Source organism: Rhodococcus sp. 11-3 (genome assembly GCF_023704055.1).
Lineage (GTDB): Bacteria > Actinomycetota > Actinomycetes > Mycobacteriales > Mycobacteriaceae > Rhodococcus > Rhodococcus aetherivorans.
In genome coordinates this window covers 6,076,473-6,101,477 of the sequence record NZ_CP080406.1, presented here as the reverse complement: position 1 = coordinate 6,101,477, position 25,005 = coordinate 6,076,473, and the positions used below count along the sequence as shown (strand labels likewise).

General features: G+C 71.0%; 19 protein-coding genes. 11 read left to right on the top strand and 8 right to left on the bottom strand.

Annotation, left to right across the window (positions count from 1 at the left end):
- The first annotated feature begins 32 nt into the window (after positions 1-32).
- The 6 genes from katG to KZJ41_RS28175 all read left to right on the top strand — a co-directional run bounded on the left by katG (position 33) and on the right by KZJ41_RS28175 (position 9,624).
- Positions 33-2,219 (top strand): catalase/peroxidase HPI, encoded by a 2,187-nt coding sequence (katG, locus tag KZJ41_RS28200; protein WP_102800330.1) that lies wholly within the window; start codon positions 33-35, stop codon positions 2,217-2,219.
- Between the two features lie 268 nt (positions 2,220-2,487).
- The gene (locus KZJ41_RS28195) at positions 2,488-6,543 is read left to right on the top strand and encodes a bifunctional nitrate reductase/sulfite reductase flavoprotein subunit alpha (RefSeq protein WP_231772233.1); all 4,056 of its coding nucleotides are present in this window, start codon (positions 2,488-2,490) and stop codon (positions 6,541-6,543) included.
- 60 nt (positions 6,544-6,603) lie between these two features.
- Positions 6,604-7,008: a molybdopterin-binding protein gene (locus KZJ41_RS28190; protein ID WP_006934412.1), complete on the top strand. Its 405-nt coding sequence runs from the start codon at positions 6,604-6,606 to the stop codon at positions 7,006-7,008.
- A 38-nt stretch (positions 7,009-7,046) separates the two neighbouring features.
- Positions 7,047-7,778, top strand: a complete 732-nt coding sequence (modA, locus tag KZJ41_RS28185; protein WP_231772951.1) for a molybdate ABC transporter substrate-binding protein — start codon at positions 7,047-7,049, stop codon at positions 7,776-7,778.
- Positions 7,775-8,569, top strand: a complete 795-nt coding sequence (locus KZJ41_RS28180) for an ABC transporter permease (RefSeq protein WP_231772234.1) — start codon at positions 7,775-7,777, stop codon at positions 8,567-8,569. The genes modA and KZJ41_RS28180 overlap by 4 nt, the downstream gene beginning before the upstream one ends.
- Positions 8,566-9,624 carry a sulfate/molybdate ABC transporter ATP-binding protein gene (locus KZJ41_RS28175; protein WP_029546782.1) on the top strand — a complete coding sequence of 353 codons (1,059 nt, stop codon included), beginning with the start codon at positions 8,566-8,568 and terminating at the stop codon, positions 9,622-9,624. Before KZJ41_RS28180 ends, KZJ41_RS28175 begins: the two co-directional genes overlap by 4 nt.
- A 78-nt stretch (positions 9,625-9,702) precedes the next feature.
- On the opposite strand, the gene KZJ41_RS28170 is transcribed toward KZJ41_RS28175, so the two are convergent.
- Together KZJ41_RS28170 and KZJ41_RS28165 are read right to left on the bottom strand one after the other, a co-directional pair.
- The gene (locus KZJ41_RS28170) at positions 9,703-11,247 is read right to left on the bottom strand and encodes a DUF4185 domain-containing protein (protein ID WP_251549963.1); all 1,545 of its coding nucleotides are present in this window, start codon (positions 11,245-11,247) and stop codon (positions 9,703-9,705) included.
- A 73-nt stretch (positions 11,248-11,320) separates the two neighbouring features.
- A complete protein-coding gene (locus KZJ41_RS28165; protein ID WP_006934406.1) occupies positions 11,321-12,598 on the bottom strand; it encodes an MFS transporter in 1,278 nt (425 codons plus the stop codon).
- Positions 12,599-12,720: 122 nt separating this feature from the next.
- Between KZJ41_RS28165 and KZJ41_RS28160 the strand changes: the two genes are divergently transcribed.
- Complete coding sequence (locus KZJ41_RS28160; RefSeq protein ID WP_006934404.1) at positions 12,721-13,590, top strand: class II glutamine amidotransferase; 870 nt, start codon at positions 12,721-12,723, stop codon at positions 13,588-13,590.
- A gap of 3 nt (positions 13,591-13,593) precedes the next feature.
- Here KZJ41_RS28160 and KZJ41_RS28155 read toward each other — a convergent pair whose 3' ends face one another.
- Entirely contained in the window at positions 13,594-14,520 is a 927-nt protein-coding gene (locus tag KZJ41_RS28155) for an NAD-dependent epimerase/dehydratase family protein (RefSeq protein WP_251549960.1), read from the bottom strand.
- A gap of 129 nt (positions 14,521-14,649) precedes the next feature.
- On the opposite strand from KZJ41_RS28155, the gene KZJ41_RS28150 reads away from it, so the two are divergent.
- Positions 14,650-15,345 carry a TetR/AcrR family transcriptional regulator gene (locus KZJ41_RS28150; protein WP_044475802.1) on the top strand — a complete coding sequence of 232 codons (696 nt, stop codon included), beginning with the start codon at positions 14,650-14,652 and terminating at the stop codon, positions 15,343-15,345.
- A gap of 55 nt (positions 15,346-15,400) precedes the next feature.
- Positions 15,401-16,009: a YqgE/AlgH family protein gene (locus KZJ41_RS28145; RefSeq protein ID WP_006934398.1), complete on the top strand. Its 609-nt coding sequence runs from the start codon at positions 15,401-15,403 to the stop codon at positions 16,007-16,009.
- Positions 16,010-16,021: 12 nt separating this feature from the next.
- On the opposite strand, the gene KZJ41_RS28140 is transcribed toward KZJ41_RS28145, so the two are convergent.
- Positions 16,022-17,410 (bottom strand): glutamate decarboxylase, encoded by a 1,389-nt coding sequence (locus KZJ41_RS28140; protein WP_050036213.1) that lies wholly within the window; start codon positions 17,408-17,410, stop codon positions 16,022-16,024.
- A gap of 97 nt (positions 17,411-17,507) precedes the next feature.
- Positions 17,508-18,461 (bottom strand): DUF1648 domain-containing protein, encoded by a 954-nt coding sequence (locus KZJ41_RS28135; RefSeq protein WP_072633788.1) that lies wholly within the window; start codon positions 18,459-18,461, stop codon positions 17,508-17,510.
- Between the two features lie 134 nt (positions 18,462-18,595).
- Here KZJ41_RS28135 and KZJ41_RS28130 point away from each other — a divergent pair, with 134 nt between their 5' ends.
- Positions 18,596-19,249: a hemerythrin domain-containing protein gene (locus KZJ41_RS28130; RefSeq protein WP_251549958.1), complete on the top strand. Its 654-nt coding sequence runs from the start codon at positions 18,596-18,598 to the stop codon at positions 19,247-19,249.
- A gap of 34 nt (positions 19,250-19,283) precedes the next feature.
- Here KZJ41_RS28130 and KZJ41_RS28125 read toward each other — a convergent pair whose 3' ends face one another.
- Together KZJ41_RS28125 and KZJ41_RS28120 are read right to left on the bottom strand one after the other, a co-directional pair.
- On the bottom strand, positions 19,284-20,429 hold the full coding sequence (locus KZJ41_RS28125; RefSeq protein WP_161996586.1) for a response regulator transcription factor: 1,146 nt from the start codon (positions 20,427-20,429) through the stop codon (positions 19,284-19,286).
- A gap of 121 nt (positions 20,430-20,550) precedes the next feature.
- Complete coding sequence (locus tag KZJ41_RS28120) at positions 20,551-20,955, bottom strand: SdpI family protein (protein WP_006934385.1); 405 nt, start codon at positions 20,953-20,955, stop codon at positions 20,551-20,553.
- Between the two features lie 104 nt (positions 20,956-21,059).
- Between KZJ41_RS28120 and leuS the strand changes: the two genes are divergently transcribed.
- Positions 21,060-23,939, top strand: a complete 2,880-nt coding sequence (gene leuS / locus KZJ41_RS28115) for a leucine--tRNA ligase (RefSeq protein ID WP_251549956.1) — start codon at positions 21,060-21,062, stop codon at positions 23,937-23,939.
- 30 nt (positions 23,940-23,969) lie between these two features.
- Here the strand turns inward: leuS and KZJ41_RS28110 are convergent, their stop codons facing one another.
- Positions 23,970-24,785 carry an alpha/beta hydrolase gene (locus tag KZJ41_RS28110; RefSeq protein ID WP_251549954.1) on the bottom strand — a complete coding sequence of 272 codons (816 nt, stop codon included), beginning with the start codon at positions 24,783-24,785 and terminating at the stop codon, positions 23,970-23,972.
- Positions 24,786-25,005: the final 220 nt, after the last annotated feature.

Here is a 25,005-nt window from a genome sequence, read left to right as displayed (position 1 = left end):
CGATTCACCGAAACCCGGAAGGAAGGGCCGACGTGTCCAACAGTGAAAGCGAAAATCCGGTAATCCCGTCCCCCGAGCCGAAGCCGCATCGGCCCAGGACCAACCGGGACTGGTGGCCGAACCAGCTGGACCTGCAGGTTCTCCACCAGCACTCGCCCCTCTCCAATCCGATGGGCCCGGACTACAACTACGCCGAAGAGTTCGCGACCCTCGACGTCGAGGCCCTGAAACAGGACATCTTCGAGTTGATGACGACGTCGCAGGAGTGGTGGCCGGCCGACTACGGCCATTACGGGCCGCTCTTCATCCGGATGAGCTGGCATGCCGCGGGCACATACCGCATCGCCGACGGCCGGGGCGGCGGCGGCAAGGGCGCCCAGCGCTTCGCCCCCCTCAACAGCTGGCCCGACAACGCGAGCCTCGACAAGGCGCGGCGGCTGCTCTGGCCGATCAAGCAGAAGTACGGCCGGAAGCTCTCGTGGGCGGACCTGCTGATCTTCGCCGGCAACTGCGCCTACGAATCGATGGGGTTCAAGACGTTCGGTTTCGGCTTCGGACGCGAGGACATCTGGGAGCCCGACGAGGTGTTCTGGGGACCCGAGGACACGTGGCTCGGGGACGAGCGTTACGCCGGCGACAGGGAACTGTCCGGCCCGTTCGGCGCCGTGCAGATGGGCTTGATCTACGTGAATCCGGAAGGGCCCAACGGTAACCCGGATCCGATCGCCGCGGCCCGGGACATCCGGGAGACGTTCGGCCGGATGGCGATGAACGACGTTGAGACCGCGGCGCTCATCGCCGGTGGTCACAGCATCGGCAAGACCCACGGCGCCGCCACGGCCGACCACGTCGGTCCCGAGCCGGAGGCCGCTCCCATCGAGCAGCAGGGTCTCGGCTGGAAGAACTCCTTCGGCACCGGCGTGGGCGGGGACGCGATCACCAGCGGTCTGGAGGGCGCCTGGACGCCCACCCCCCGGCAGTGGGACAACAGCTTCCTGGAAACCCTGTACGGCTACGAGTGGGAGAAGACCAAGAGCCCCGCCGGTGCGTGGCAGTGGATCCCGAAGGACGGGGCCGGCGCCGACGCCGTCCCCGACGCCCACGACCCGTCGAAGCGGCATTCGCCGGTGATGCTGACCACGGACCTCTCGTTGCGACTCGACCCGATCTACGGACCGATCACCCGGCGCTGGCTGGACAACCCGAAGGAGTTCGAGGAGGAATTCGCGAGGGCCTGGTACAAGCTGCTGCATCGCGACATGGGACCCGTCGCGCGCTACCTCGGACCGTGGGTCCCCGAGCCGCAGCTGTGGCAGGATCCGGTTCCCGCGGTCGATCACGAACTGATCGGAGCGGACGACATCGCCGCCCTCGGGAGCAAGATCCTCGAATCGGGCCTGTCCATCCCCCAGCTGGTCGCCGCCGCGTGGGCGTCGGCGGCGAGCTTCCGCGGCACCGACAAGCGCGGCGGGGCCAACGGGGCACGCATCCGTCTCGAGCCGCAGAAGAACTGGGAGATCAACGAGCCGGGCCGGGTGGCCGAGGTGCTGCAGACCCTCGAACGGATCCAGCAGGACTTCAACGGCGCGCAGTCTGCGAAGAAGGTCTCGCTCGCGGACCTGATCGTCCTGGCCGGCTGCGCCGCCGTCCAGCAGGCGGCGAAGAACGCCGGCGTCGAGATCACGGTCCCGTTCACGCCGGGCCGCACCGATGCCTCGCAGGAACAGACCGATGTGGAGTCGTTCGCCGTGCTCGAACCCGCGGCCGACGGGTTCCGCAACTACCTGCGCGCCGGCGAGAAGCTGCCGCCGGAGCGGCTGATGCTGGACCGGGCGAACCTGTTGACGTTGACCGCTCCGGAGATGACGGTTCTCGTCGGCGGGATGCGTGCCCTGAACGCCAACTTCGGGCAATCCGCCCACGGCGTGTTCACCGATCGGCCCGAGGCACTGACCAACGACTTCTTCGTGAACCTGCTCGACATGCGCACGGAGTGGAAGGTGTCCGAGTCGACCGAGAACGTGTACGAGGGTCGTGATCGTGCCACGGGCGAGGTCAGGTGGACGGCCACGGCCGTCGACCTCGTCTTCGGTTCGAACTCGCAGCTGCGCGGTATCGCCGAGGTCTACGGCAGCGCCGACGCGCAGCAGAAGTTCGTGCAGGACTTCGTCTCTGCGTGGAACAAGGTGATGAACCTCGACCGGTTCGACCTCGCCTGAGCAGCGCTCGATGATCGGCCCCCGGGGCCGATCATCCACACCCCTCGTGCGGCATCCCGCCGGCTGACACAGCCCGCGGGGTGCCGTGCGTCGTTCCGGCGCCCGGGGGCCGCCGATCGGGCCGTTCGGGCCCTCTCACCGCCGCGCGCGGCGAATCGTGAGCCAGATGTCACCGGGGACTCACCACGGTTAATGCCCACGAAACACGGTGTCGGGAGCATGAGACCTGGCCGGAGGAACGTGGCCGACCCAGGTGAGGAGCGGTTCGATGCAGGGCGAGATCACGAAGGTCAAGACCGCCTGCTCATACTGCGGCGTGGGCTGCGGCATGGTGCTCGAGGTCGGCCTCGACCCCGCCACCGGCGCCCGCCGGGTGCTCGACGCGTACGGCGACAAGGAGCACCCCACCAACCTCGGGCGCCTGTGCACGAAGGGGGCGACCAGCGCCGAGATGCTGGCCGCCGGCGGGCGGATGGAGAGCGCGTACCGTCGCGCCGAACGCGGCGGTGCGCCGGTGCCCGTGGAGGTCGACGCCGCGATCGCCGAGACCGCCCGCCGGTTGCGGGAGGTGCTCGACGAGCACGGACCCGACGCCCTGTCCTTCTACGTCTCCGGCCAGATGTCCCTCGAAGCCCAGTACCTGATCACCAAGCTCGCGAAGGGGTTCGTCGGCACCAACAACGTCGAGTCCAACTCGCGGTTGTGCATGGCCAGCGCCGGCACCGGCTACAAGCAGTCGCTCGGCGCGGACGGCCCGCCCGGCTCCTACCAGGACTTCGACCACGCGGACCTGTTCTTCGTCAGCGGCGCGAACATGGCCGACTGCCACCCCATCCTCTTCCTCAGGATGATGAACCGGGTCAAGGCCGGTGCGAAGCTCGTCGTCGTCGACCCCCGCCGCACGGCCACCGCCGAGAAGGCGGACCTGTTCCTGCAGATCGCGCCGGGGACCGACCTGGCGCTGCTGAACGGCCTGCTGCACCTGATCGTCGAGAACGGGCACGTCGACCGGGCGTTCGTGGCGGAATTCACCGAGGGCTGGGACGCCATGCCCGGGTTCCTCGCCGACTACACCCCCGCACGCGTCGCGGAGATCACCGGACTGGCCGAGGAGGACATCCGCACGGCCGCGCGGTGGATCGGCGAGGCCGGTGACTGGATGTCGTGCTGGACCATGGGCCTGAACCAGAGTACCCACGGCACCTGGAACACCAACGCGATCTGCAACCTGCATCTGGCCACCGGCGCGATCTGCCGCACCGGCAGCGGCCCGTTCTCGCTCACCGGCCAGCCCAACGCCATGGGCGGCCGCGAGATGGGATACATGGGGCCCGGCCTGCCGGGGCAGCGCTCCGTCCTCGTCGACGCCGAGCGGGCCTTCGTCGAACAGCAGTGGGGGCTGCCGTCCGGCGCGATCCCCACCACGGTCGGCAAGGGCACCGTCGACATGTTCGAGCAGATGGCCGCGGGCGTCATCCGGGCCTGCTGGATCATCTGCACCAATCCGGTTGCCTCCGTGGCCAATCGACGCACCGTCGTCGAAGCTCTCGAGAAGGCCGATTTCGTCGTCGCGCAGGACGTCTTTCTCGAGACCGAAACCACCGCGTATGCAGACGTCCTGCTGCCGGGAGCGCTGTGGGCGGAGTCGGAGGCGGTGATGGTCAACTCCGAGCGCAACCTGACGCTGCTGCAGCAGGCGATCGATCCGGTCGGCCAGGCCCTGCCGGACTGGCAGATCATCGCGCGCGTCGCCTGCGCCATGGGCTACGCCGAGGCGTTCACCTACTCCTGCCCCGAGGAGATCTTCGAGGAGATCACGCGCTTCTGGAACCCCAAGACCGGATACGACCTGCGCGGAATCACGTACGACCGGTTGCGCGAGACCCCCGTGCAATGGCCGTGCCCGCCGGACGCCGCGACCGACCGGAACCCGATCCGCTATCTCAACGACGGGGTGAGCCAGACCCTGCTGAGGTCGGAGGACGGCACCGCCCCCCGGCTGCGGTTCGCCACCGCCACCGGCAGGGCCGCGTTCCACCCCCGACCACACATGCTGCCGGCCGAGATGCCCGACGACGACTTCCCCGTCGTGCTCGGCACCGGCCGCGTCCAGCACCAGTGGCACACTCTTACCAAGACGGGGAAGGTCGCCAAGCTCAACAAGCTGAACCCCGGACCCTTCGTCGAGATCAATCCCGGCGATGCGCAACGACTCTCGATCGCGGACGGTGACCAGGTGGAGGTCGCGTCCCGCCGGGGCCGGGCGGTGCTGCCGGCCGTGGTCACCGACCGGGTACGGCCGGGATGCTGCTTCGCCCCGTTCCACTGGAACGACATGTTCGGGGAGTACCTGTCGGTCAACGCGGTCACCAACGACGCCGTCGATCCCGCGTCGCTGCAGCCGGAGTTCAAGGTGTGCGCGGTGTCGCTGACCAAGGTGGCAACGCCCGCCCGGCCCGAACCGTCGGGTGCACCGGCCGACCGGCTCGCCTCGACGCTCGGACTGGGGGACGTCGCGCCGCCCGTGCTCGATGATCTCGAAAAGCGTTATCTGACTGGATTTCTCACGGGATTCCGGGAGTCCGGACAGGCGGGTGTGCCGGTGCTCCCGGCGTCGGCTCCCCTTCCGGCTGCCACCCGGGCATGGGTGGACGGGCTGCTCGCGGGGCACTTCGCGCACGCCGCACCGGACCGCGACGAGGCCGACGGGGCGCCGCCGGTGGTGGTGGCGTGGGCGTCGCAGACCGGCAACGCCGAGGAGTTCGCCCGGATGTGCGCCGAGCGCCTCCGCGCCGCGGGCCGGCCCGCCGCCCTGGTCGGGATGGACGACTACGACGTGTCCGCGCTGACCGGGGTGCGCGACCTGCTCGTCATCACCAGCACCTTCGGCGACGGCGACGCCCCGGACAACGGCACCGCCTTCTGGAACGCCCTCAACAGTGACGACACGCCCCGCCTTCCCGACACCCGCTACGCCGTGCTGGCGTTCGGGGACTCGAGCTACGACGACTTCTGCGGTCACGGCCGCCGCATCGACGAGCGGCTCGCCGAACTCGGGGCCACCCGGCTCACGCAACGGGTGGACTGTGAGCCCGACTACGACGAACCGGCCGGCGAATGGCTCGCCGTCGTCGAACAACTCGTGCGTCCCGACGGTGCCGCACCGGCCGCGCCCACCCCGGGACCCCCGGCGAAGCCCGAACCCGCCTACAGCCGGAAGGTGCCGCTCGTCACCCGGCTGACCCGGAACGTCCCGCTCAGTGGACCGGGGTCGTCGAAGGACGTGCGCCAGTTCGGATTCGAGCTGTACGACCCGGACTTCGTGTACGAGGCGGGAGACGCGCTCGGCGTGATGCCCACCAACGGACCCGAGACGGTCGACGAATGGCTGCAGGTCACCGCGCTCGACCCGGAAACACCCGTGGAATTCGCCGATCTGCCGACCATTCCCCTGCGCGAGGCCGCCACCCGGCACCTCGAGATCGCTCGGGTGACCCCGGAGCTGCTGCGGTTCGTCCACGAGCAGACCCAGAGCGCGGAGCTGGCCAAGCTGCTGCGACCGGGTAACAAGATCGAGCTGCAGCAGTGGTTGTGGGGCAAACAGGCGATGGACGTGATCTCGGCGTATCCGTTCAAGGCGCCGATCGAGGAGTGGCTGCCCGTGCTCAAGCGGCTGCAGCCCCGCATGTACTCGATCTCGTCGAGCCCGCGGACCAACCCCCGCGAGGTGCAGCTGACCGTCTCGGTGGTGCGTTACAGCTACGAGGGCATCGGCCGGGCCGGGGTGTGCTCGAGCTTCCTCGCCGACCACAGTCACGGCGTCGACATCCCCATCTTCGTCCAGCGCAGCACCCACTTCCGGCCGCCCCGGACGCCGGACACCCCGATGATCATGGTCGGTCCCGGCACCGGCATCGCGCCGTTCCGCGCCTTCCTGCACGATCGCCGCGAGATGGGCCACACCGGCCGGAACTGGCTGTTCTTCGGCGATCAGCGGTCCTCCACCGACTACCTGTACCGGGACGAGATCGAGGCGATGCACGCCGACGGCTTCCTCACCCGGCTCGACCTGGCCTTCTCCCGCGACCAGCGGCAGAAGGTCTACGTGCAGGACCGGATGCGCGAGCACGGGGCGCAGCTGTGGAAGTGGTTGCAGGACGGTGCCCACTTCTACGTGTGCGGCGACGCGAGCCGGATGGCCAAGGACGTCGACGAGACGCTGCGCGAGGTGGTGCAGGTCCACGGCAGGCTCGACGAGGAGGACGCCGAAACGTACGTCAAGCAGCTCGCCGCCGAGAAGCGCTACGTGCGCGACGTGTACTGACCCGCAAATTCGTTTCCCTACGCTTGATAGGTCCGCAGAAGCGGAAGTAGTGTCTGTTTCGTGACGCAGATTCGCATCAAGGATGCCGCCCGGCTGCTCGGCGTCAGCGACGACACCGTCCGGCGGTGGATCGACCAGGGCGCCCTGCCGGCCGGCAAGGACGGGGCCGGCCGCAAGATCGTCGAGGGGGCCGACCTTGCCGAGTTCGCCCGCCGTCAGGCGGACGAGGCACCCGATCTGCTCGGCGTGGGCAGCTCCGCCCGCAACCGGTTCGCGGGGATCGTGACCCGGGTGGTGTCCGACACCGTCATGGCGCAGGTGGAGATGCAGTGCGGCCCGCACCGCGTCGTCTCGCTGATGAGCACCGAGGCCGTCCGTGAACTCGGCCTCGAACCGGGCAGCCTCGGGGTGGCCGTCGTCAAGGCCACGACGGTGATCGTCGAAACCCCGGCGGGTGCGTCGTGAGACGGCGGGAGGCAGTCGTCGTCGTGCTCTCGGCGCTGATGCTCGCCGCGTGTGGCTCCGGTGGTGACGGCGACCCTGCGCCCGCCACGGCGGTCACCGGCGAGCTGACCGTGTTCGCGGCCGCGTCGCTGCAGGTACCGTTCCGGGAGATCGAAGTGCGGTTCGAGGCCGAAAATCCCGGCACGGATGTTGTTTTCGACTTCGCCGGCTCGGCCGACCTCGTCGCGCGGTTGTCCCAGGGTGCCCCCGCCGATGTCTTCGCCTCCGCCGACACGGCGAACATGACCAGGGCCGTCGATGCCGGTCTCGTGGCCGGCGAACCCGTGAACTTCGCGGCCAACACCCTCACCATCGTCACCGAACCCGGAAACCCAGAGGACGTGCAGACTTTCGCGGATCTGAGTCGTCCCGGACTCGACGTCGTCGTGTGTGCGCCGCAGGTACCGTGCGGCGCCGCGGCCGCCCGCGTCGAGGACGTCGCCGGCGTCACCCTCGAGCCGGTCAGCGAGGAATCCTCGGTGACGGACGTGCTCGGCAAGGTCGCCACCGGGCAGGCCGACGCCGGGCTCGTCTACGTCACCGACGCTCTGCGCGCCGGCGACGACGTGACCGCCGTGCCGTTCTCCGAGTCCGCGGCGGCCGTCAACACCTACCCCGTCGCCGTCCTCGCCGAGGGCGCGAACCCCGTGACGGCGGCGGCGTTCGTCGCGTACGTGACCGGCCCCGAGGGACGACGGATCCTCGCCGAGAAGGGATTCGCGGCCCCGTGACGCGCGTCCGACCGGCCGGGCTGCCGACGTGGATCCACGTCCCCGCGATCGTCGGCGGACTGTTCGTCGCCCTGCCGCTGCTGTCACTGATCCTCGCCGTCGACTGGCGGCGCTTCCCGGAACTGGTGACGTCCGAGGCATCCCTGCAGGCCCTGACGCTGAGCCTGCGCACCGCGGTGGCCGCCACGGTGCTGTGTGTCCTGCTCGGCGTGCCGATGGCGACCGTGCTCGCGCGCAGCACCGTGCGTTTCCTTCCGGTGCTGCGCGCGCTCGTGCTGCTGCCGCTCGTGCTGCCGCCCGTGGTCGGCGGGATCGCACTGTTGTACACCTTCGGGCGCCGCGGACTGATCGGCGAGCACCTCGAGCTGCTCGGAATCCGTATCGCGTTCTCCACCACGGCAGTTGTCCTCGCGCAGACGTTCGTCGCGCTGCCGTTCCTGGTGATGAGCCTCGAGGGCACCCTGCGCACCGCCGGCACCCGGTACGAGACGGTCGCCGCGACGCTCGGGGCGCCGCCCACCACCGTCTTCCGCAGGGTCACCCTGCCGCTCGTGCTGCCGGGCCTCGCGTCCGGCACCGTGCTGGCCTTCGCGCGGGCCCTCGGCGAGTTCGGGGCCACCCTCACCTTCGCCGGCAGCCTCCAGGGTGTCACCCGCACGTTGCCGCTCGAGATCTATCTCCAGCGCGAGACCGACGCCGACGCGGCGGTGGCGTTGTCGCTGCTGCTCGTCGTGGCCGCCCTCGTGATCGTCGTCGCCGCGCGGGGGCGGCGGATCGCGGGCGGACTGTGACCGGCCTGCGGCTGCGTGCCCGGGTCGGGTCCCGCGACGTCGACCTGGCTGTCGCCGTGGAGTCCGGCCGCGTGCTCGCGGTCCTGGGACCCAACGGCGCCGGCAAGTCGACGCTGCTGAACGTGATCGCCGGATTGCTGCAGCCCGACGACGGTCGCATCGAACTCGACGGGTGCGTGCTCACCGACACCGCGGCGGGCGTGGCCGTGCCGCCGCACCGTCGCGGGGTGGCCCTGCTCGCGCAGCAGCCGCTGCTGTTCCCGCACCTGAGCGTCCTCGACAACGTCGCCTTCGCTCCCCGCAGCGCGGGCCGAGGCCGATCGGCCGCCCGCGCCGCGGCGTTGCGGCAGCTCGCCGCCGTCGACGCGACGGAACTCGCCGACCGCCGGCCGCACCAGCTCTCCGGGGGGCAGGCCCAGCGCGTCGCGATTGCCCGCGCGCTGGCGGCCGACCCGCGTTTGTTGCTGCTCGACGAACCGATGGCCGCCCTCGACGTGACGGCCGCCCCGGCCGTGCGGTCGCTGCTGCGCACCGTCCTGCGCGGTCCGGGACGCACGGCGCTGGTGGTCACCCACGACCCCCTCGATGCCCTGGCGCTCGCCGACCGGGCCGTGGTGCTCGACGACGGCCGGATCGTCGAGGAGGGCACGGTGCGCGACGTGCTGTCCCGGCCGCGCAGTGCCTTCGCGGCCCGCATCGCGGGCCTGAACCTGCTCGCCGGCACCGTCACCGCGGACGGACTCGACACCCCCGTCGGCCGGGTCCGCGGTGTGCTCGACGACGACTGTGCCCCAGGGAATTCGGCGGTGGCGGTGTTCACCCCCGCCGCCGTCGCGGTCTATCCCGGGGAACCCCACGGCAGCCCCCGCAACTCGTTCGCCGTCGTCGTCGGCGAACTCGAGGTCCACGGTGCCACCGTCCTCGTCCGGGCCGCCGAGTCCGGAATCACCGCCGAGGTCACCACGTCCGCGGCCGCCGATCTCGCGCTCGCACCGGGTGCGACGATGTGGTTCGTCGTCAAGGCCACCGAGGTCCGCATCCATGCCGCCCGCTGACCGAGCGAATGTATCGTTCCGTCGGACTGAGGAGGTGAACGATACATTCGCTCGGCTCACGCTGCGCGCGAGAGTGATTCAGTTCAGGCGGGCGCGCATCAGGTAGACGTTGTAGCTGTCCCACTCGGACACGGTGAAGTACAGGTCCGCGCCGTGGGACCACGGGTGCATGAAGCCGCCGTATGCCTTCGGGTAGTCCGAGGTCCGTACCAGCGTCGCGGCATCGGACCAGACGCCCTGCGGCGAATCCGACTCGCGGAGAACGATTTCGCCCGCAATCGGTTCCAGGTAGCTCATCTGCCAGCGGCCTCGTCCGGCGTCGAACCGCACCGACAGCTCGCTCGCCGCGCCGTCGGCGAGCGGGGTGGCGAGCTGCTCGAAGACGGGCATCCAGCGGTCGTGCACCCAGTACTGGTACGCGGAGGGATCGAGCACGTCGTCGACCGGCACGCGGGCCAGGCCCACCGATCCGACGCGGCCGTTCGGAGTGCCGAACATGTAGACGTGGTCGCCGTGCGGCACCATCGTCGCGACCTGGAACCGGCCGAGCCCGAACACGTTGTCCCAGCGGGCATGCGGGTCCTTCGTCCACGTCTGGCCGTGGTCGTCGGAGTAGGCGATGCCGCCGTGGTTGGTGTACCACATGCCCGGCACGACGCTCCACCGTCGCACCGACATGTAGCTCAGGTACTGGCGGTCGCCGATCGCGAAGCCGGAGGTGGGGATGACGGTCGTCTCGAAGTTCTTCACATGCCGGGCGTCGAGGATCTCCGCGGCGTGGCAGGGGCTGTCCTGCACCATCGCGTCGATGGTGAGGCCGTCCGCCAGGTCGGTGTCGCGGCTGAATGCCAGGACGTTGCTGCGCCAGTCTCCGCCGGCCCCGCCCGGCGGCGTCCATTCGAGCCCGAACGTGTCCCCGAAGGCGAGGGCGACCTCGCCGGGGCGCGTCTCCCACACGATGCCGAGGTCGGTGCCGTGCACGGCCCAGCGCGCATCGGTGCGGTTCTCCGAGCCGGGACCGGTCAGCTGGGAGACCAGCTCGACGTCGCCCACGGCGGGGGCGGGCGGCCGGGCGGTGACGGTACCCGGCTCGAACGGCGGATTCTCCCGTGGCGGGGCCGGTGGGACGGGTGCACCCGGCGCGCCAGGCACGGGAATCGGGATCGTCTCCGGCTGCGGATCCAGCTCGACGCGCGGCAGGTAACTCGAGGACCCGCTCGAGCCGGCGGACCCACTCGAGCCGCTCGAGCCACTCGAGCCACTCGAGCCGCCGGGCAGGGCGTCGGGAGCGCCCGTCGCGAGACCGAGGTCCGGGCACGGGTCGGCGCACGGGTCGGCGGGCAACGGCTCCTGCGGCACGCGGGTGTTGTCCGGCGCCGGGCCGGGGACCGGGACCGGCACGAGCTCGGGGTACGGCAGGGGGATCGTCACGACGGGCGGGATGTCGATCCGTGGCAGCTGCGGCGCGTCGGGGTCCGGGGGCTCGACCGCGGGATCGAAGCCCGGTTCGCCGCACGAGTTGACGGGCGGGGCGGGCGACGCCTGGGCGGGCAGCGCGAACAGCGGCAGGATCGACGAGACCAGGGCGAGAACAGTCAGCGGCGTGCGGTGCCTGCGTGCCATCGCGTTCTCCTCCGGATACTCGGGGAAATGCCCCGGAGAACCTAACAAATCCGGCGCCCGAAACCGCGGAGACTCACATGCGGAGCCGCCGGATCGTCGTCGCCGCGACCAGACCGGCGACGTACACCGCCACCCCGGCGAGCGCGAGCGCCGGGCTGCGGCCGTCGGGCGCGACGACCAGGGCGCCCGCGACGATCGCCGCGAGGAACGCCATGTTGAACACGGTGTCCTGCAGGGCGAAGACCTGCCCGCGACGGGCGTCGTCGATCTCGATCTGCATCGCGGCGTCCCCGGTGAGCTTGATGGTCTGACCGACGAGACCCAGCAGGAACGCGGCGACGAGCAGTCCCGTCTCGTCGAACCCGGTGACGAGGACGAGCTGGACGACGCCCGCGCAGATCAGTGCCGTGACGACGGTGCGGGGCCGGCCGAGGCGCGGGATGACGAGCGGGGCGGCGACCGCCGCGACGAGCATCCCGGTGGCGGTGGCGCCCACGGCGACGCCGAACCCGACGAGCCCGCCCGGCAGCGTGGCCCCGTCGGCGTCGCGCAGCACCAGCACCATGATGAGTGTGTCGATGCCGAACACGATGCGGTGCGCACCGATACCGATCATCGCGACCGTGACCCCCGGTGCCTCCCACACCGCCGTGGCACCGGTGTGCAGACCGGCGGCGACGGCCCGGATCGGGTGGCGCAGCACGGCACGGTCGGGACCGAGCGCATGACGGGCGAAGCCGCCGGCGGCGAGCGCGGCGACCACGGAGCCGGAGACGCCGAGCGCCACCGCCACCCCGGAGCCGAAGTCGCCTTCCCCGACGAGGCCGATCGTGGTGACCGCGATGCCCGCCCCGAGGGCAGAGATCCCCGATCCTACCGTCGCGAGCACGGAATTGACCGGTACGAGCCATGATTGGCGCACGACGTGCGGGAGGGACGCCGACACCCCGGCGAGCACGAAGCGACTGACGCCGACGGCGGCGAGCGCGAGCAGCAGCAGCGCGGTGGATCCGCCGCCGGTGAGGAGCAGCGCCGACATGGCGAGGATGAGCACGCCGCGCAGGGCATTGGCGGCGAGCAGCACCAGCCGGCGGTCCCAGCGGTCGAGCAGCGCGCCGGCGAACGGCCCGACCACCGAGTAGGGCAGCAGCAACACCGCGAATCCCGCGGCGATCGCGGTGGGATCGGTCTGGCGCTCCGGATTGAACAGGATCGCCCCACCGAGGGCGGCCTGGAACAGTCCGTCCCCGAACTGGCTGGCGAAGCGGACGACCGTCAGCCGCGCCAGTCCCGGCGATCGGCGCAGAGCCGTCGCCGTGGATCGCCACGCCTGCCGTCTCGACTCCCGCACAGTGTCCGACACTATCCGTCCGGTGCGGGGTCGCCCCGCGACGACGGTTCCGCCTCCCCGGCGAGGTTTTCCGGCCTACCCTCGGCGCAACCGGCAACTTCCGGAAGAGGGGACGTCCCGTCATGTGCCGACTGTTCGGGTTGACCGCCGCGCCGCACCGGGTGCACGCCACCTTCTGGCTGCTCGACGCATCGGATTCGCTCGCCCGGCAGAGCCGGCGTGAACCGGACGGCACCGGGCTCGGGACGTTCACCGACGACGGCCGCCCGGTGGTGGAGAAGCAGCCGCTGGCGGCGTACGAGGACCGCGCGTTCGCCACGGAGGCGAAGGAGCGGCGGTCACAGACGTTCCTCGCACACATCCGGTTCGCCTCGACGGGAGGGCTGGACGTGGGCAACACGCACCCGTTCGAGCAGCGCGGGCGGCTGTTCGCCCACAACGGCGTCCTCGGCGATCTGCCGCGGCTCGAGGCCGAGCTCGGCCCGTACCGCGACCTGGTGACGGGCGAGACGGACTCGGAGCGCTTCTTCGCGCTCGTCACCCGTCGCATCGACGAGCACGGCGGCGACGTCGGCGCGGGGCTGACCGCCGCGGTCCGGTGGGCCGCCGAGAATCTGCCCGTCTACGCGTTGAACGTCGTGCTCACGACCGCGACGCAGTTGTGGGCGCTGCGTTATCCGGACACCCACGACCTGTTCGTCCTCGAGCGTCCCGCCGGCGGCCCGCACGGCGGCCGCCATCTCGAGCATGCCAGCGAGGCCGGCACGGTCCGGGTGCGCTCGGGCCACCTGGCACGGCACCCGGCGGTCGTGGTCGCCAGCGAGCGCATGGACGAGGATCCGGGCTGGTCGGACCTGCGCTGCGGGGAGCTGCTGCACGTCGACGGCGAGCTCCGGGTCACCCGCACCGTCGTCGTCGACGAGCCCCCGCGGCACCCGATCACGCTCGCGGACCTCGACGAGCGGGCGGCCGCCTCCCAGACCGGGAAGTGAGTGTCACCGCTCGCGCCACCATCGCACCGTCGTGGCCGCGGCCTCGGGCAGCGGCGTCGGGCGCAGGCCGAGGAGTTCCTCGCTGTACGCGGAGTCCATGACGAACGGATCGGTGAACTGGTAGAGCATCTCGGTCAGTTCGCGGGCGTCGTGGTTGACCAGCGCGGCGCCGCGCAGCATCCAGGTGGGAATCGTGCCGACCTTCGGAGCCGGCACCTGCGCGGCCGCGGCGAACGCGGCGACGAGGTCGCGCTGCGTGCCGGCCGGACCGGTGGGAGCGTGCAGGACCCGGTTCCACACCGCGGGATTCGCCGCGGCCGCGATCATGGCGGCGGCCAGGTCCGGCACGTACGTGAACGAGTGCGGCACGTCGGGTGAGCCGAGCACGCGGGGGCTGCGCCCGGCCAGGATGGCCGGCACCATCCGCTCGCCCGCGTGGGCGGTGCGGGCGTGGGGGCCGAAGAAGTCGGACGCGACCACGCTCACGGTCGGGGTGGCGCTTTCGGCGCGGCGGTCCAGCAGCCGGGCCCGCACGCCCCGCTTGCCGGTGGTGCTCGCGCGCGGCGAGTCCTCGGTCATGACCCGGTCCGGTTCGCTGTAGGAGTACAGGCTCTCGGGGAAGACCACCACCGCGCCCGTGCGCCCGGCCGCCTCGAGGACCGTGCTCTCCGCCGCCGGCAGTTCGCGCTCCCAGGTGTCGGCGCGGTAGGCCGAGCCGTGGATGCAGTGGTACACGGCACCGGCACCCTCGAGCGCGGGGCCGAGCCGGGCGGGATCGGAGACGTCGACCCGGCGGCGTTCGACGAGCGGGTGCTCGGGGCCGTTGCCGGACCGGGTGAGGACGCGGACGCGGTGGCCCCGGTCGGCGAGTTGTTCGGCGACGGTCCAGCCGACCGGCCCGGCTCCGGTGACGACCTGCAGATTCGACATGGTGGTCAGCTCCTTCGAAATGTGAGCACTGCTCTCTGTCTGACATCACGATGCGCCCTCGGGTGCGCAAAGTCAAGAGCAGTGCTCACTGTTGTTGACGGTGCTCGCACATCTGGCAGGGTGAGGGACATGACCGGAACCCCCCGCGCCCGCGCCCGGCAGCAGACGATGGCCGACATCCTGCGGATCGGCCGCGAACACCTCGCCACCCACGGAGCCGCCGCGCTGTCCCTGCGCGCCGTCGCCCGCGACCTCGGCGTCGTCTCCTCGGCGGTGTACCGCTACGTCGCCAGCCGCGACGAACTGCTCACCCTCCTCGTCGTCGACGGCTACACCGAACTCGCCGACACGGTCGACGAGGCGCTCGCCGACGTCGCCGCGGACGCCCACGCCGAGCAGTTCCGCGTGCTCGGCCACGCGGTGCGCGCCTGGGCGCTGCGCGACCCCGCGCGCTACGCCCTGCTGTTCGGCAGCCCGGTCCCCGGCTACCACGCCCCCGCCGAGCGGACCACGGGTCCGGGCACCCGCGTCGTCGTCCGGCTCGTCCGCATCCTCGACGACGCCCACGCCGCCGGCACCCTCCGCATCCCCACCACCGTCGCCGTGCCGGACACCCTCACCGCCGACCTGGGCCGGATCCGCGCCGAACTCGGCACCGGCGTTCCCGACGCCGTCCTCGCGCGCGGCGTACTGGTCTGGGCCGCCCTGTTCGGGGCCGTGAACTTCGAGGTCTTCGGCCAGTACGGCACCGACACCTTCACCGACCCCGGGCAGCTGTTCGACCATCACCTCGCGGTGCTCGCCGAGACCGTCGGGCTGTCCTGAACAACTCCCCCGCCTTGCCGCCACGCGCCGTCGGCGACGGTGGGATGATGTCGGGGTGGCGCAGCATCAGGACGAACCCGAGGACCGCACGGCACCGGCGACACCGGCCGTCCGGCCCGGAACCCTGCTCGTGTCGGCCACCGACCTCGTCGAGCCGACCTTCCGGCGAACGGTCGTCTACATCATCGAGCACGGCGACGTGGGCAGCCTCGGCGTGGTGCTCAACCGCACCAGCGACACCGCGGTCCAGGCCGTGCTGCCGCAATGGACGGCGCTGAGCGCCGATCCGAAGGCGCTCTACGTCGGCGGCCCCGTCCGGCGCGACTCGGCCCTGTGCCTGGGCACGCTGCGCGTCGGCGTCTCCGTCGAGGGCGTGCCGGGGGTGCGCCGGATCGACGGGCGGGTGGTCATGATCGACCTCGACTCCGACCCGGCCGTCATCGGCCCGCTCGTGGAAGGCATCCGCATCTTCGCCGGCTACGCCGGGTGGAGCGCCGGCCAGCTCGATGGCGAGCTCCGCAACGACGACTGGATGGTCATCTCCGCCCTCCCCCAGGACATCCTCGGACCGCCGCGAGTCGACCTGTGGGCGCGGGTGCTGCGCCGGCAGCCGCTACCGCTCGCATTGCTGGCCACCCACCCCATCGAGGTCGAACGGAACTGAGCGACCCGGCGGTCAGTGCGCGAAGTGCTGCTCGCTGGAGTGCCGGAGCGGTCCCTCCTTGCGCAACTCGGCGCACACCCGCTCGAGGTCGGCGAACAGCTGCCGCGCGAGGTCGGCGCTGAACCCCTCCCGGACCACGATCCGCAGGACTGCCACATCCTGGGCATCGGCCGGCATCGTGTAGGCCGGCACCTGCCAGCCGTGCGTCCGCAGCTCGTGCGAGACGTCGAAGACGGTGAAGCCCGGATCCCCGGTGAGCTCGAACGCGATCACCGGGATGGCGGTGCCGTCGGAGATCAGGCGCATCCCCTCGATCCCGGCGATCTGCCCGGCCAGCCGGCTCGCGGTGGACCGTAGCGTCTTCATCACCCGGCGGTACCCGTCGCGGCCGAGCCGCAGGAAGTTGTAGTACTGGCCGACGATCTGGTTCCCGGGCCGGGAGAAGTTCAGGGTGAAGGTCGGCATGTCCCCGCCGAGGTAGTTGACCCGGAAGACCAGATCCTCGGGCAGGTACTCCTTGTCGCGCCACACCACGAACCCGATACCGGGGTAGGTCAGGCCGTACTTGTGCCCGCTGACGTTGATCGACACCACCCGCGGCACCCGGAAGTCCCACTCCAGTTCCGGATGCAGGAACGGCACGACGAATCCGCCGCTCGCCGCGTCGACGTGCAGCGGCACGTCGGGACCGCCCTCGTCGGCCACGTCGTCGAGCATCCCGGCGATCTCGGCCACCGGTTCGAGCTCACCGGTGTACGTGGTGCCGAGGATCGCGACGACACCGATCGTGTTCTCGTCCAACGCCTCCCGCACCTGCTCGGGGGTGATCACGTAGCGGCCGGGTTCCATCGGCAGGTACCTCGCCTCCACGTCGAAGTAGCGGCAGAACTTCTCCCACACCACCTGAACATTGCTGCCCAGCACCAGATTCGGGCGTGAGGTGTCCTCGCCCGCCGCCTGCCGCCGGGCCCGCCAGCGCCACTTGAGCGCCAGGCCCGCGAGCATCACCGCTTCGCTCGAGCCGATCGTGGACACACCCGTCGCGGACGCCGGATCGACGTCGGACAGTCCCGGCGCGTGGAACAGGTCGGCGACCATCGCCACGCAGCGTTCCTCGATCGCCGAGGTCGCCGGGTACTCGTCCTTGTCGATGAGATTCTTGTCGAACGTCTCGGCCATGAGCACATCGGCCTGCGGCTCCATCCACGTGGTGACGAAGGTGGCGAGATTCAGCCGCGAACTGCCGTCGAGCATCAGCTCGTCGTGGATGTACCGGTACGCCTCCCCCGGATCCATCGAGTGCTTCGGCAGCCGCAGCGCCGGAACCGGCTCACTGTCGATGCGCCCGGTGTACGCCGGTTCGAGGACTCCGTCTGGGTGCAACTGCTTCCGATGGCTCACGTCGGCCTCCGTACTCGTCGGCAATCGCTCCCATTAGACCGGATCAGCCGCGTACGCGCGGGCTGTTCGCGTAGCCCGCGTCCTCGGATCGCACCGGTCAGCGACGATCGGCGAGGGTGTTGAGCGCGCCGGCCATGCGCTCGGCCTGCGACGCGGTGACGGTGAACTCCTGCCCTCCGGCGACGGTGACCACCAGCGCGGGACCGGTGATCGTGACGAGGCCGTACCGGCCCCGGCCCTTGGCGCGCAGTCCCCACCCGCCCCAGTCCTGGAAGGGACGCACGTGAGCGACCTTCGCGCCGACGATCTCGTCGAGACCGTAGTCCACCGCGGTCATCCCGAGGTTCTGCACCCGCACGCCCGTGTCGTCGACGACGACGCGGAACCGCAGCAGGCTCAGCACGAGCACGGCGACCGGCAGGAAGATCGCCAGCGGCCACCAGCTGCGCGCCGCGCCGCACACGAGGACCGCGGGGGCCAGGACCAGCGCCGCGAGCACGAGGGTGGTGCGCGTTCCGGTGCCGACCTGCTCGACGATCGGCAGCTCGACCGGGCCGCGCGGCAGCGCCGGATCGGGGCGGGCGACGGCGGATCGCCGGACCCGGTGGTCCCGCAGCAGCGACGCCCCGAGTATCCCGACGGCGACGCCGAGCGCGACGCCCGCGCCGATGCTCCACATCGGCAGCTGCGCCTGCTCGGCCGGCGCGTCCAGTTGGCCCACGAGCACCGTCGCGCACAGGGTGAACAGCAGGCCGGTCACCCCGAGACCGAGCACCAGCATGTAGCGCCGCATCATCAGCATTGCGGGGGCCAGCGCCGCGATCGCGCTGCAGCCGCCGCCGACCAGCAGGATCACCAGCGCCATCGTCCACGAGAACGACGCCGGGTCCGAGAATCCGTCCGGTGCCGACCCGGACCAGTGCGTGGCGATCCGCGGGGGCAGGCGCGACTCCCACAGTCGCGGCAGCAGCAGCGCCGCCCCGGCGGCGACGAGGGGCAGCCCCAGCCCGAACAGGGCCCCGGCGGGGTCGATCACGCGGCGGGTGGTCACGGGCCCAGCGTAGGGAACGGCGAACCGCCGCCGCCCGCCTCCCGATCTCCCCCGAATGTGGGATTGAGCGCCGCCCTCGCCGGTCGCACGCTCGAAAGCAAGGGTTCGAGCACGACGGGATCGAGGTCGACGACATGACCACCACCAAGTCCACTGCATTGACCGACGACGACATGGACGTGATGACGCTGCTGCACGCCGCGTTCCGCCGCGACGCCACGCGCCTGGCGCACGTGGCCCAGACCTACGGCACCGAGAACGACGAGACGCACGACGCCCTGCTCGTCGGGTGGCGCGGCTTCAGCCGGGAACTGCACCACCATCACCGGATCGAGGACACCCACATCTGGCCGCTGATGCGCCGCAAGCTCGCGGACCGCCCCGACGACCTCGCGGTGCTCGACGACATGGAGGCCCAGCACTCCCTCATCGATCCCACGCTCGCCGCACTGGAGGACGCGTTCGACGACCGGGAGCACGGCCCGCGGCAGGTGCCGCATCGGATCGACGACCTCGTGGCGATGCTGCAGTCGCACCTCGCGCACGAGGAGCGCGACGCGTTCCCGCTCATCAAGGAGGTGATCACCGCGCAGGAATGGCAGGCGCTGTCCAAGGCCGCCGTCAAGGAACTGGCCTACAGCGACATCGCGCAGCTGGGTCCGTACGTCGTCGAGGGGGCCACCCCCGAGCAGGCCCGCCGCGTGCTGAGCGAGCTGCCCGTGCCGCTGCGGCTCGTGCACCGGTTCTGGTGGAACCCGCGCTACCGGCGCGTGCGGCGCTGGGAATGAGCTTCGCAGGCCGAGTCGCCGAGGGGCGCGCGGTTCAGCTCTTCGGGGCCGAAGCCGGCTCCGGGGAACGTCGTTCGGTGAAGAAGCCGTCGGGGCCGATGCGCTGACCGAGGCGCGGTACGTACTCGGTGTGGGCCAGCTTGGCGACGAGACTCGCGCGGCTGTTGACGCCGGTCTTGGCGAACACGGCCTTGAGGTGATCCTGCACCGTGTACGGGCTGATGCCCAGGACACGGGCCATCTCGTGACGGGTCCTGCCGGCGAGAACCTGCGTGAGTACCTCCGACTCGCGCCGGGTCAGCCCGTGCGCTGCCGCGGCCAGGCTCACGATCTCCGGGAGTTGCGCCCGCTCCACGGTCATCAGCACGCGCCGTGGCGGGTGCTCGCCGTCGAACCGCCCGACGCGGATCACGACCCACTCACCGTCGAGGGTGCGGGCCCGCAAGACCGCGGAATCCGTCCCGGATCGCCGCAGCCACAGTGCTGCCGACACCGCGGGCGCGGTGGGCACGGGCCTGCCGGGCGGCCCCCAGCCGAGCCGTTCGAAGTACTCGAGTGCGGGGACGGTGATCGACTCGAACTCGTCGTCGGGGCCGACGATCGCGACGGCAGGTCCCTCGGAGCCGGGGTGGGGGGTGCGGGTGCCGTCGCGGAACAGGGTGGTGCGCAACCCCTCCCCGATGTCGGTGAGCACCGTGCCCAGGGTCTCGAGCTCCTCGTCGGCGAACTCCGGGCCGGGCCGCCTGCTCATCGTGCACGCGCCCCAGCAGGCTCCGTCGCGGCCGCGGAAGAGCATGCGTACCTCGTCCTGCATCCCGTAGGGCGCGAGCAGTTCGGCATACTGCCGGCTGCTCCTGACGCGGTTGCCGGTCACCTCGCGGAGCGTCCGGATGGGGACCTCCCGGTGCAGCAGCGAGTCGAACCGGCCCGGTTGGGGATCCTCGCCGTACTCGAACTCGAGGGCGGACGCATAGGCCCGCGGAACCTCGTATCCGCGGGTCGTCAGTGTGGTCGGGACGAGAGCCGCGGGATCGATGGTGGCCAGACAGACCCCGTCGTACGGCACCCGGGCGCGGATCGCGTCCAGGACCACCTCCCGGAACTCGGCGGAGTCCGTCGCCGCGGCGGCCGCGTCGCGGATCGTCGACTTCAGCCGGGCACCGGCCAGTGCCGGAGTCACCCTGTCAGTATCTCCCCCGGACGCGGGGTTGAGAACCTCTCGACCGGAGGGAACCGCGCTCAGGCGGTCACCCTGCGCCGTGCGCTGCGCTCAGGCGGCCACCCTGCGCCGTGCGCTGCGCTCAGGCGGTCGGCTCGCAGGCGCCGCGCAGGCTGCACGCCCCGCACGACGTGCCGCACCCGGCGGTCTCGGCCGGTGCGCTGGCCGCCGCGACGCGGGCGCCGATGGAGCCGCCCACACCGGCGGTGAAGAAGGCCGCGATCACGGCACCCACGACGGCGATCAGACCCGGGACCGTATCGAGCGCGAGCGCGCCCACGCCGCCGAGGACGAGCAGGCCTGCCGCACCGAGCTGACTGGGGGCGGCGACCTTGTTGGCCAGGGCAAACGTCGTCTCGTCGCGCAGGGCGTCGGCGGTGCGCACGCCCGCCCACCGGTTACGCGGCAGCCGCCCGGTCAGTCCGGCGACGGCGATCCCGCCGACGGCGAGAGCGAGCACGAACAAGACGATGGCGACGATCAGCACCCCTCGAGGATACGTGGGAGGCACAGCCGCTGGTCGGGCCGGGTCGGGCCAGGCTCTACCCTGGTCGGAGGTAAATGACGTCAGCCAAGTAGATAGCGACCACCGTGACTCGTCCTGCGCAGCCCTCCACACCGTCGTCCGACGCCACCCCGCAACACCGATACACCGCCGATCTCGCCGGCCGGATCGAGCGGCGTTGGCAGGATCTGTGGCGTGAGCGCGGCACGTTCAACGCGCCGAACCCGGTCGGCCCGCTCGCCGGCGACGTTCCCGAGGACAAGCTGTTCGTGCAGGACATGTTCCCCTACCCGTCCGGGTCGGGCCTGCACGTGGGTCACCCCCTCGGCTACATCGCCACCGACGTGTACGCCCGGTACCACCGCATGCTGGGCCACAACGTCCTGCACACGCTGGGCTACGACGCGTTCGGGCTGCCGGCCGAGCAGTACGCGGTGCAGACGGGCACGCACCCGCGCACCACGACCGAGGCGAACATCGAGAACATGCAGCGGCAGCTGCGCCGGCTGGGGCTGGGCCACGACGAGCGCCGCTCGGTCGCGACGACGGACGTCGACTTCTACCACTGGACCCAGTGGATCTTCCTGACGATCTACAACGCCTGGTACGACCCGGAGCAGAACAAGGCGCGCCGCATCGACGAGCTCGCCGCCGAGCTCGACGCCGGCACCCGCGCGCTCGCGGACGGACGCGACTGGGCGTCGCTGTCGAAGGCGGAGCGGCTCGCCGCCCTCGACGAGTACCGGCTGGTGTACCGCTCGGACTCCCTCGTCAACTGGTGCCCGGGTCTGGGCACGGTGCTGGCCAACGAGGAGGTCACCGCCGAGGGCCGCTCCGAGCGCGGCAATTTCCCGGTGTTCCGCAAGCACCTGCAGCAGTGGATGATGCGGATCACCGCCTATTCCGACCGCCTCATCGACGACCTCGAGTACCTGGACTGGCCCGAGAAGGTCAAGACCATGCAGCGCAACTGGATCGGGCGCTCGCACGGGGCGCAGGTGACGTTCGCCGTCCGGGGCGAGCCAGGCGCCGCGGAATCCGCCGCCGGCCGTCCGGATGCCACGATCGAGGTGTTCACCACGCGCCCCGACACGCTGTTCGGCGCGACCTACGTCACGCTGGCGCCCGAGCACGCACTCGTCGACGAGATCGTCGCCTCTGCATGGCCGGAGGATGTCGACGAGCGCTGGACCGGTGGCGCCGCCACCCCGGCCGAGGCCGTCGCCGCCTACCGGGCGTCGATCGCCGCGAAGTCCGATCTCGAGCGGCAGGAGAGCAAGGAGAAGACCGGCGTCTTCCTCGGCGCCTACGCCGTCAACCCGGTGAATGGGCAGTCGCTGCCCGTGTTCATCGCGGACTACGTGCTCACCGGGTACGGCACGGGCGCGATCATGGCCGTGCCCGGCCACGATCAGCGCGACTGGGAGTTCGCCACCGCGTTCGGCCTGCCGATCGTGGAAGTGATTGCGGGCGGAGATATCTCGGAGGAGGCGTACACCGGCGAGGGGGCGCTCGTGAACTCCGGCTACCTGAACGGGCTGAGCGTCGCCGACGCGAAGAAGGCGGTCGTCGCGAAGCTCGAGGAGTCGGGTGCGGGCACCGGCACCATCCAGTACAAGCTGCGGGACTGGCTGTTCGCCCGGCAGCGGTACTGGGGAGAGCCGTTCCCCATCGTCTACGACACCGACGGAAACCCGCACGCTCTGCCGGAATCTGCTCTGCCGGTGGAACTTCCGGACGTCGAGGACTATGCGCCGGTGTCGTTCGATCCCGAGGACGCGAGCTCGGAGCCGTCGCCCCCGCTGGCCAAGGCCGACGAGTGGGTGAACGTCGAACTCGACCTCGGCGACGGGCTGCAGCACTACACCCGCGACACCAACGTCATGCCGCAGTGGGCCGGCAGCTCGTGGTACCAGCTTCGCTACATCGACCCGACGAACCCGGACGAGTTCTGCGCCAAGGAGAACGAGGCGTACTGGACCGGTCCGCGCCCGCAGATCCACGGCCCGCACGACCCCGGCGGGGTCGACCTGTACGTCGGCGGTGTCGAGCACGCCGTGCTGCACCTGCTGTACGCGCGGTTCTGGCACAAGGTGCTGTTCGACCTCGGCTACGTCACCTCGTCCGAGCCGTACCGGCGCCTGTTCAACCAGGGCTACATCCAGGCGTACGCGTACACCGATTCGCGCGGCGTGTACGTGCCCGCCGACGAGGTCGAGGAGCGCGACGGGAAGTTCTTCCACCGGGGTGAGGAAGTCCACCGCGAGTACGGGAAGATGGGCAAGTCCCTGAAGAATTCCGTTGGGCCGGACCAGATCTGTGACGACTACGGCGCCGATACGCTGCGTGTGTACGAGATGTCGATGGGCCCGCTGGACCAGTCCCGGCCGTGGGCGACGAAGGACGTCGTCGGGGCGCAGCGGTTCCTGCAGCGGGTGTGGCGGGCCGCGATCGACGAGGAGACCGGCGCGCTGCGGGTCACCGACGCCGAGCCGACCGACGAGACGCTGCGCGCCCTCAACAAGGCGATCGCGGGCGTGTCCGACGACTACGCGGGCCTGCGCGACAACACCGCCATCGCCAAGCTGATCGAGTACACCAACCACCTCACCAAGGCGTACCCGGACGGTGCGCCGCGGACGGCGGTGGAGCCGCTCGTGCTCATGCTGGCCCCGGTGGCCCCGCACCTCGCCGAGGAGCTGTGGTCGCGGCTCGGGCGCACCGAGTCGCTGGCCCACGGTCCGTTCCCGGTGGCGGACGAGAACTGGCTCGTCGAGGACACGGTCGAGTACCCGATCCAGGTCAACGGCAAGGTGCGCAGCCGTATCACCGTGCCGGCCGACGCGGACCGGGAGGCGATCGAGGCCGCGGCGCTCGCGGACGAGAAGATCGCCGCCCTCCTCGAGGGTGCCGCGCCGCGAAAGGTGATCGTCGTACCGGGCAAGATGGTGAACGTGGTCAAGTAGGCGGCTGCGCCGCCGTGGTGTCCTTTCGGATCACCCCCGATCCGGAAGGACCCCACGCACGAAATCGACGACGTCGTCGAGCACGTCGTCACGGTTGGTCTCGTTGAAGATCTCGTGCCGTGCCCCGGGATACACCTTCGACGTCGACCGTGGTCCGGCAAACGTGGCCCAGCCCTCGCGGCTGCCCGGGAGCGGGACGAGCTGGTCGTCCTCGCCGTGCAGCCACAGGACGGGCACGTCGCCGACGGTGCCTGCCCCGGTGACGGCGTCGAGGCAACGCTGCAGTGCCTCGACGGTGGGCCGCTTGAAGGGGCCGTGCCAGACGAGTGGATCGTCCACGTACGCGCGGCCCACCTCCGGGTTGCGCGACAGCGTCGCGGGGTCGATGGGTGCGTCGGGGATCTGCTCCGCCGCGAGCATCGCCTCGAGGGCGGGCCAGCGGCCCAGCACCGGGCCGGACAGCACCACCGCGGTCAGTTCGGAACCGTAGCGCTGCGCGTAGCGGGCGGCGATCAGCCCGCCCATGGAGTGCCCGACGAGCACCACCGGCAGGCCGGGGTGCTCGCTGCGGGCCTTGACGTCGAGCAGACGGAAGTCGTCCACGACCTTCTCGAAGTCCTCGATCAGGACGCGTTCCCCCTCGCTGAGCCCGTGCCCGGCGTGGTCGACGGCGTAGACCACGGCACCGTCGGCGACCAGTCGGGTGGCCACGTATTCGTAGCGGCCGGCGTGCTCGCCGTAGCCGTGGCACAGCAGCACGACGTACCGCGGGTCGTCGTGGACCCAGCACCGGGCGGACAGGGTGCCGGCGTGCCCGGGCAGGGGGAAAGCGGTGGTGTCGCTCATCGAGGCTCCTCACGATGTGGCCGTCTGCCAGAACAGCCAAGCACTGCCGACGGCTCCGGCGCGGTATTCGCGCCGTCGTCGCCCGGGTGTCGCGTCGTCGTGCGGTGCCGGACCCCTGTGACCGGGTCGGCACCGCACGAGGGAACTCGTCGGCGGCCCGATTCGTCGTATTCTGTGACAGGAAGTCGTCGTCTATTGCAGAGAGAGCCATGAGACGCGC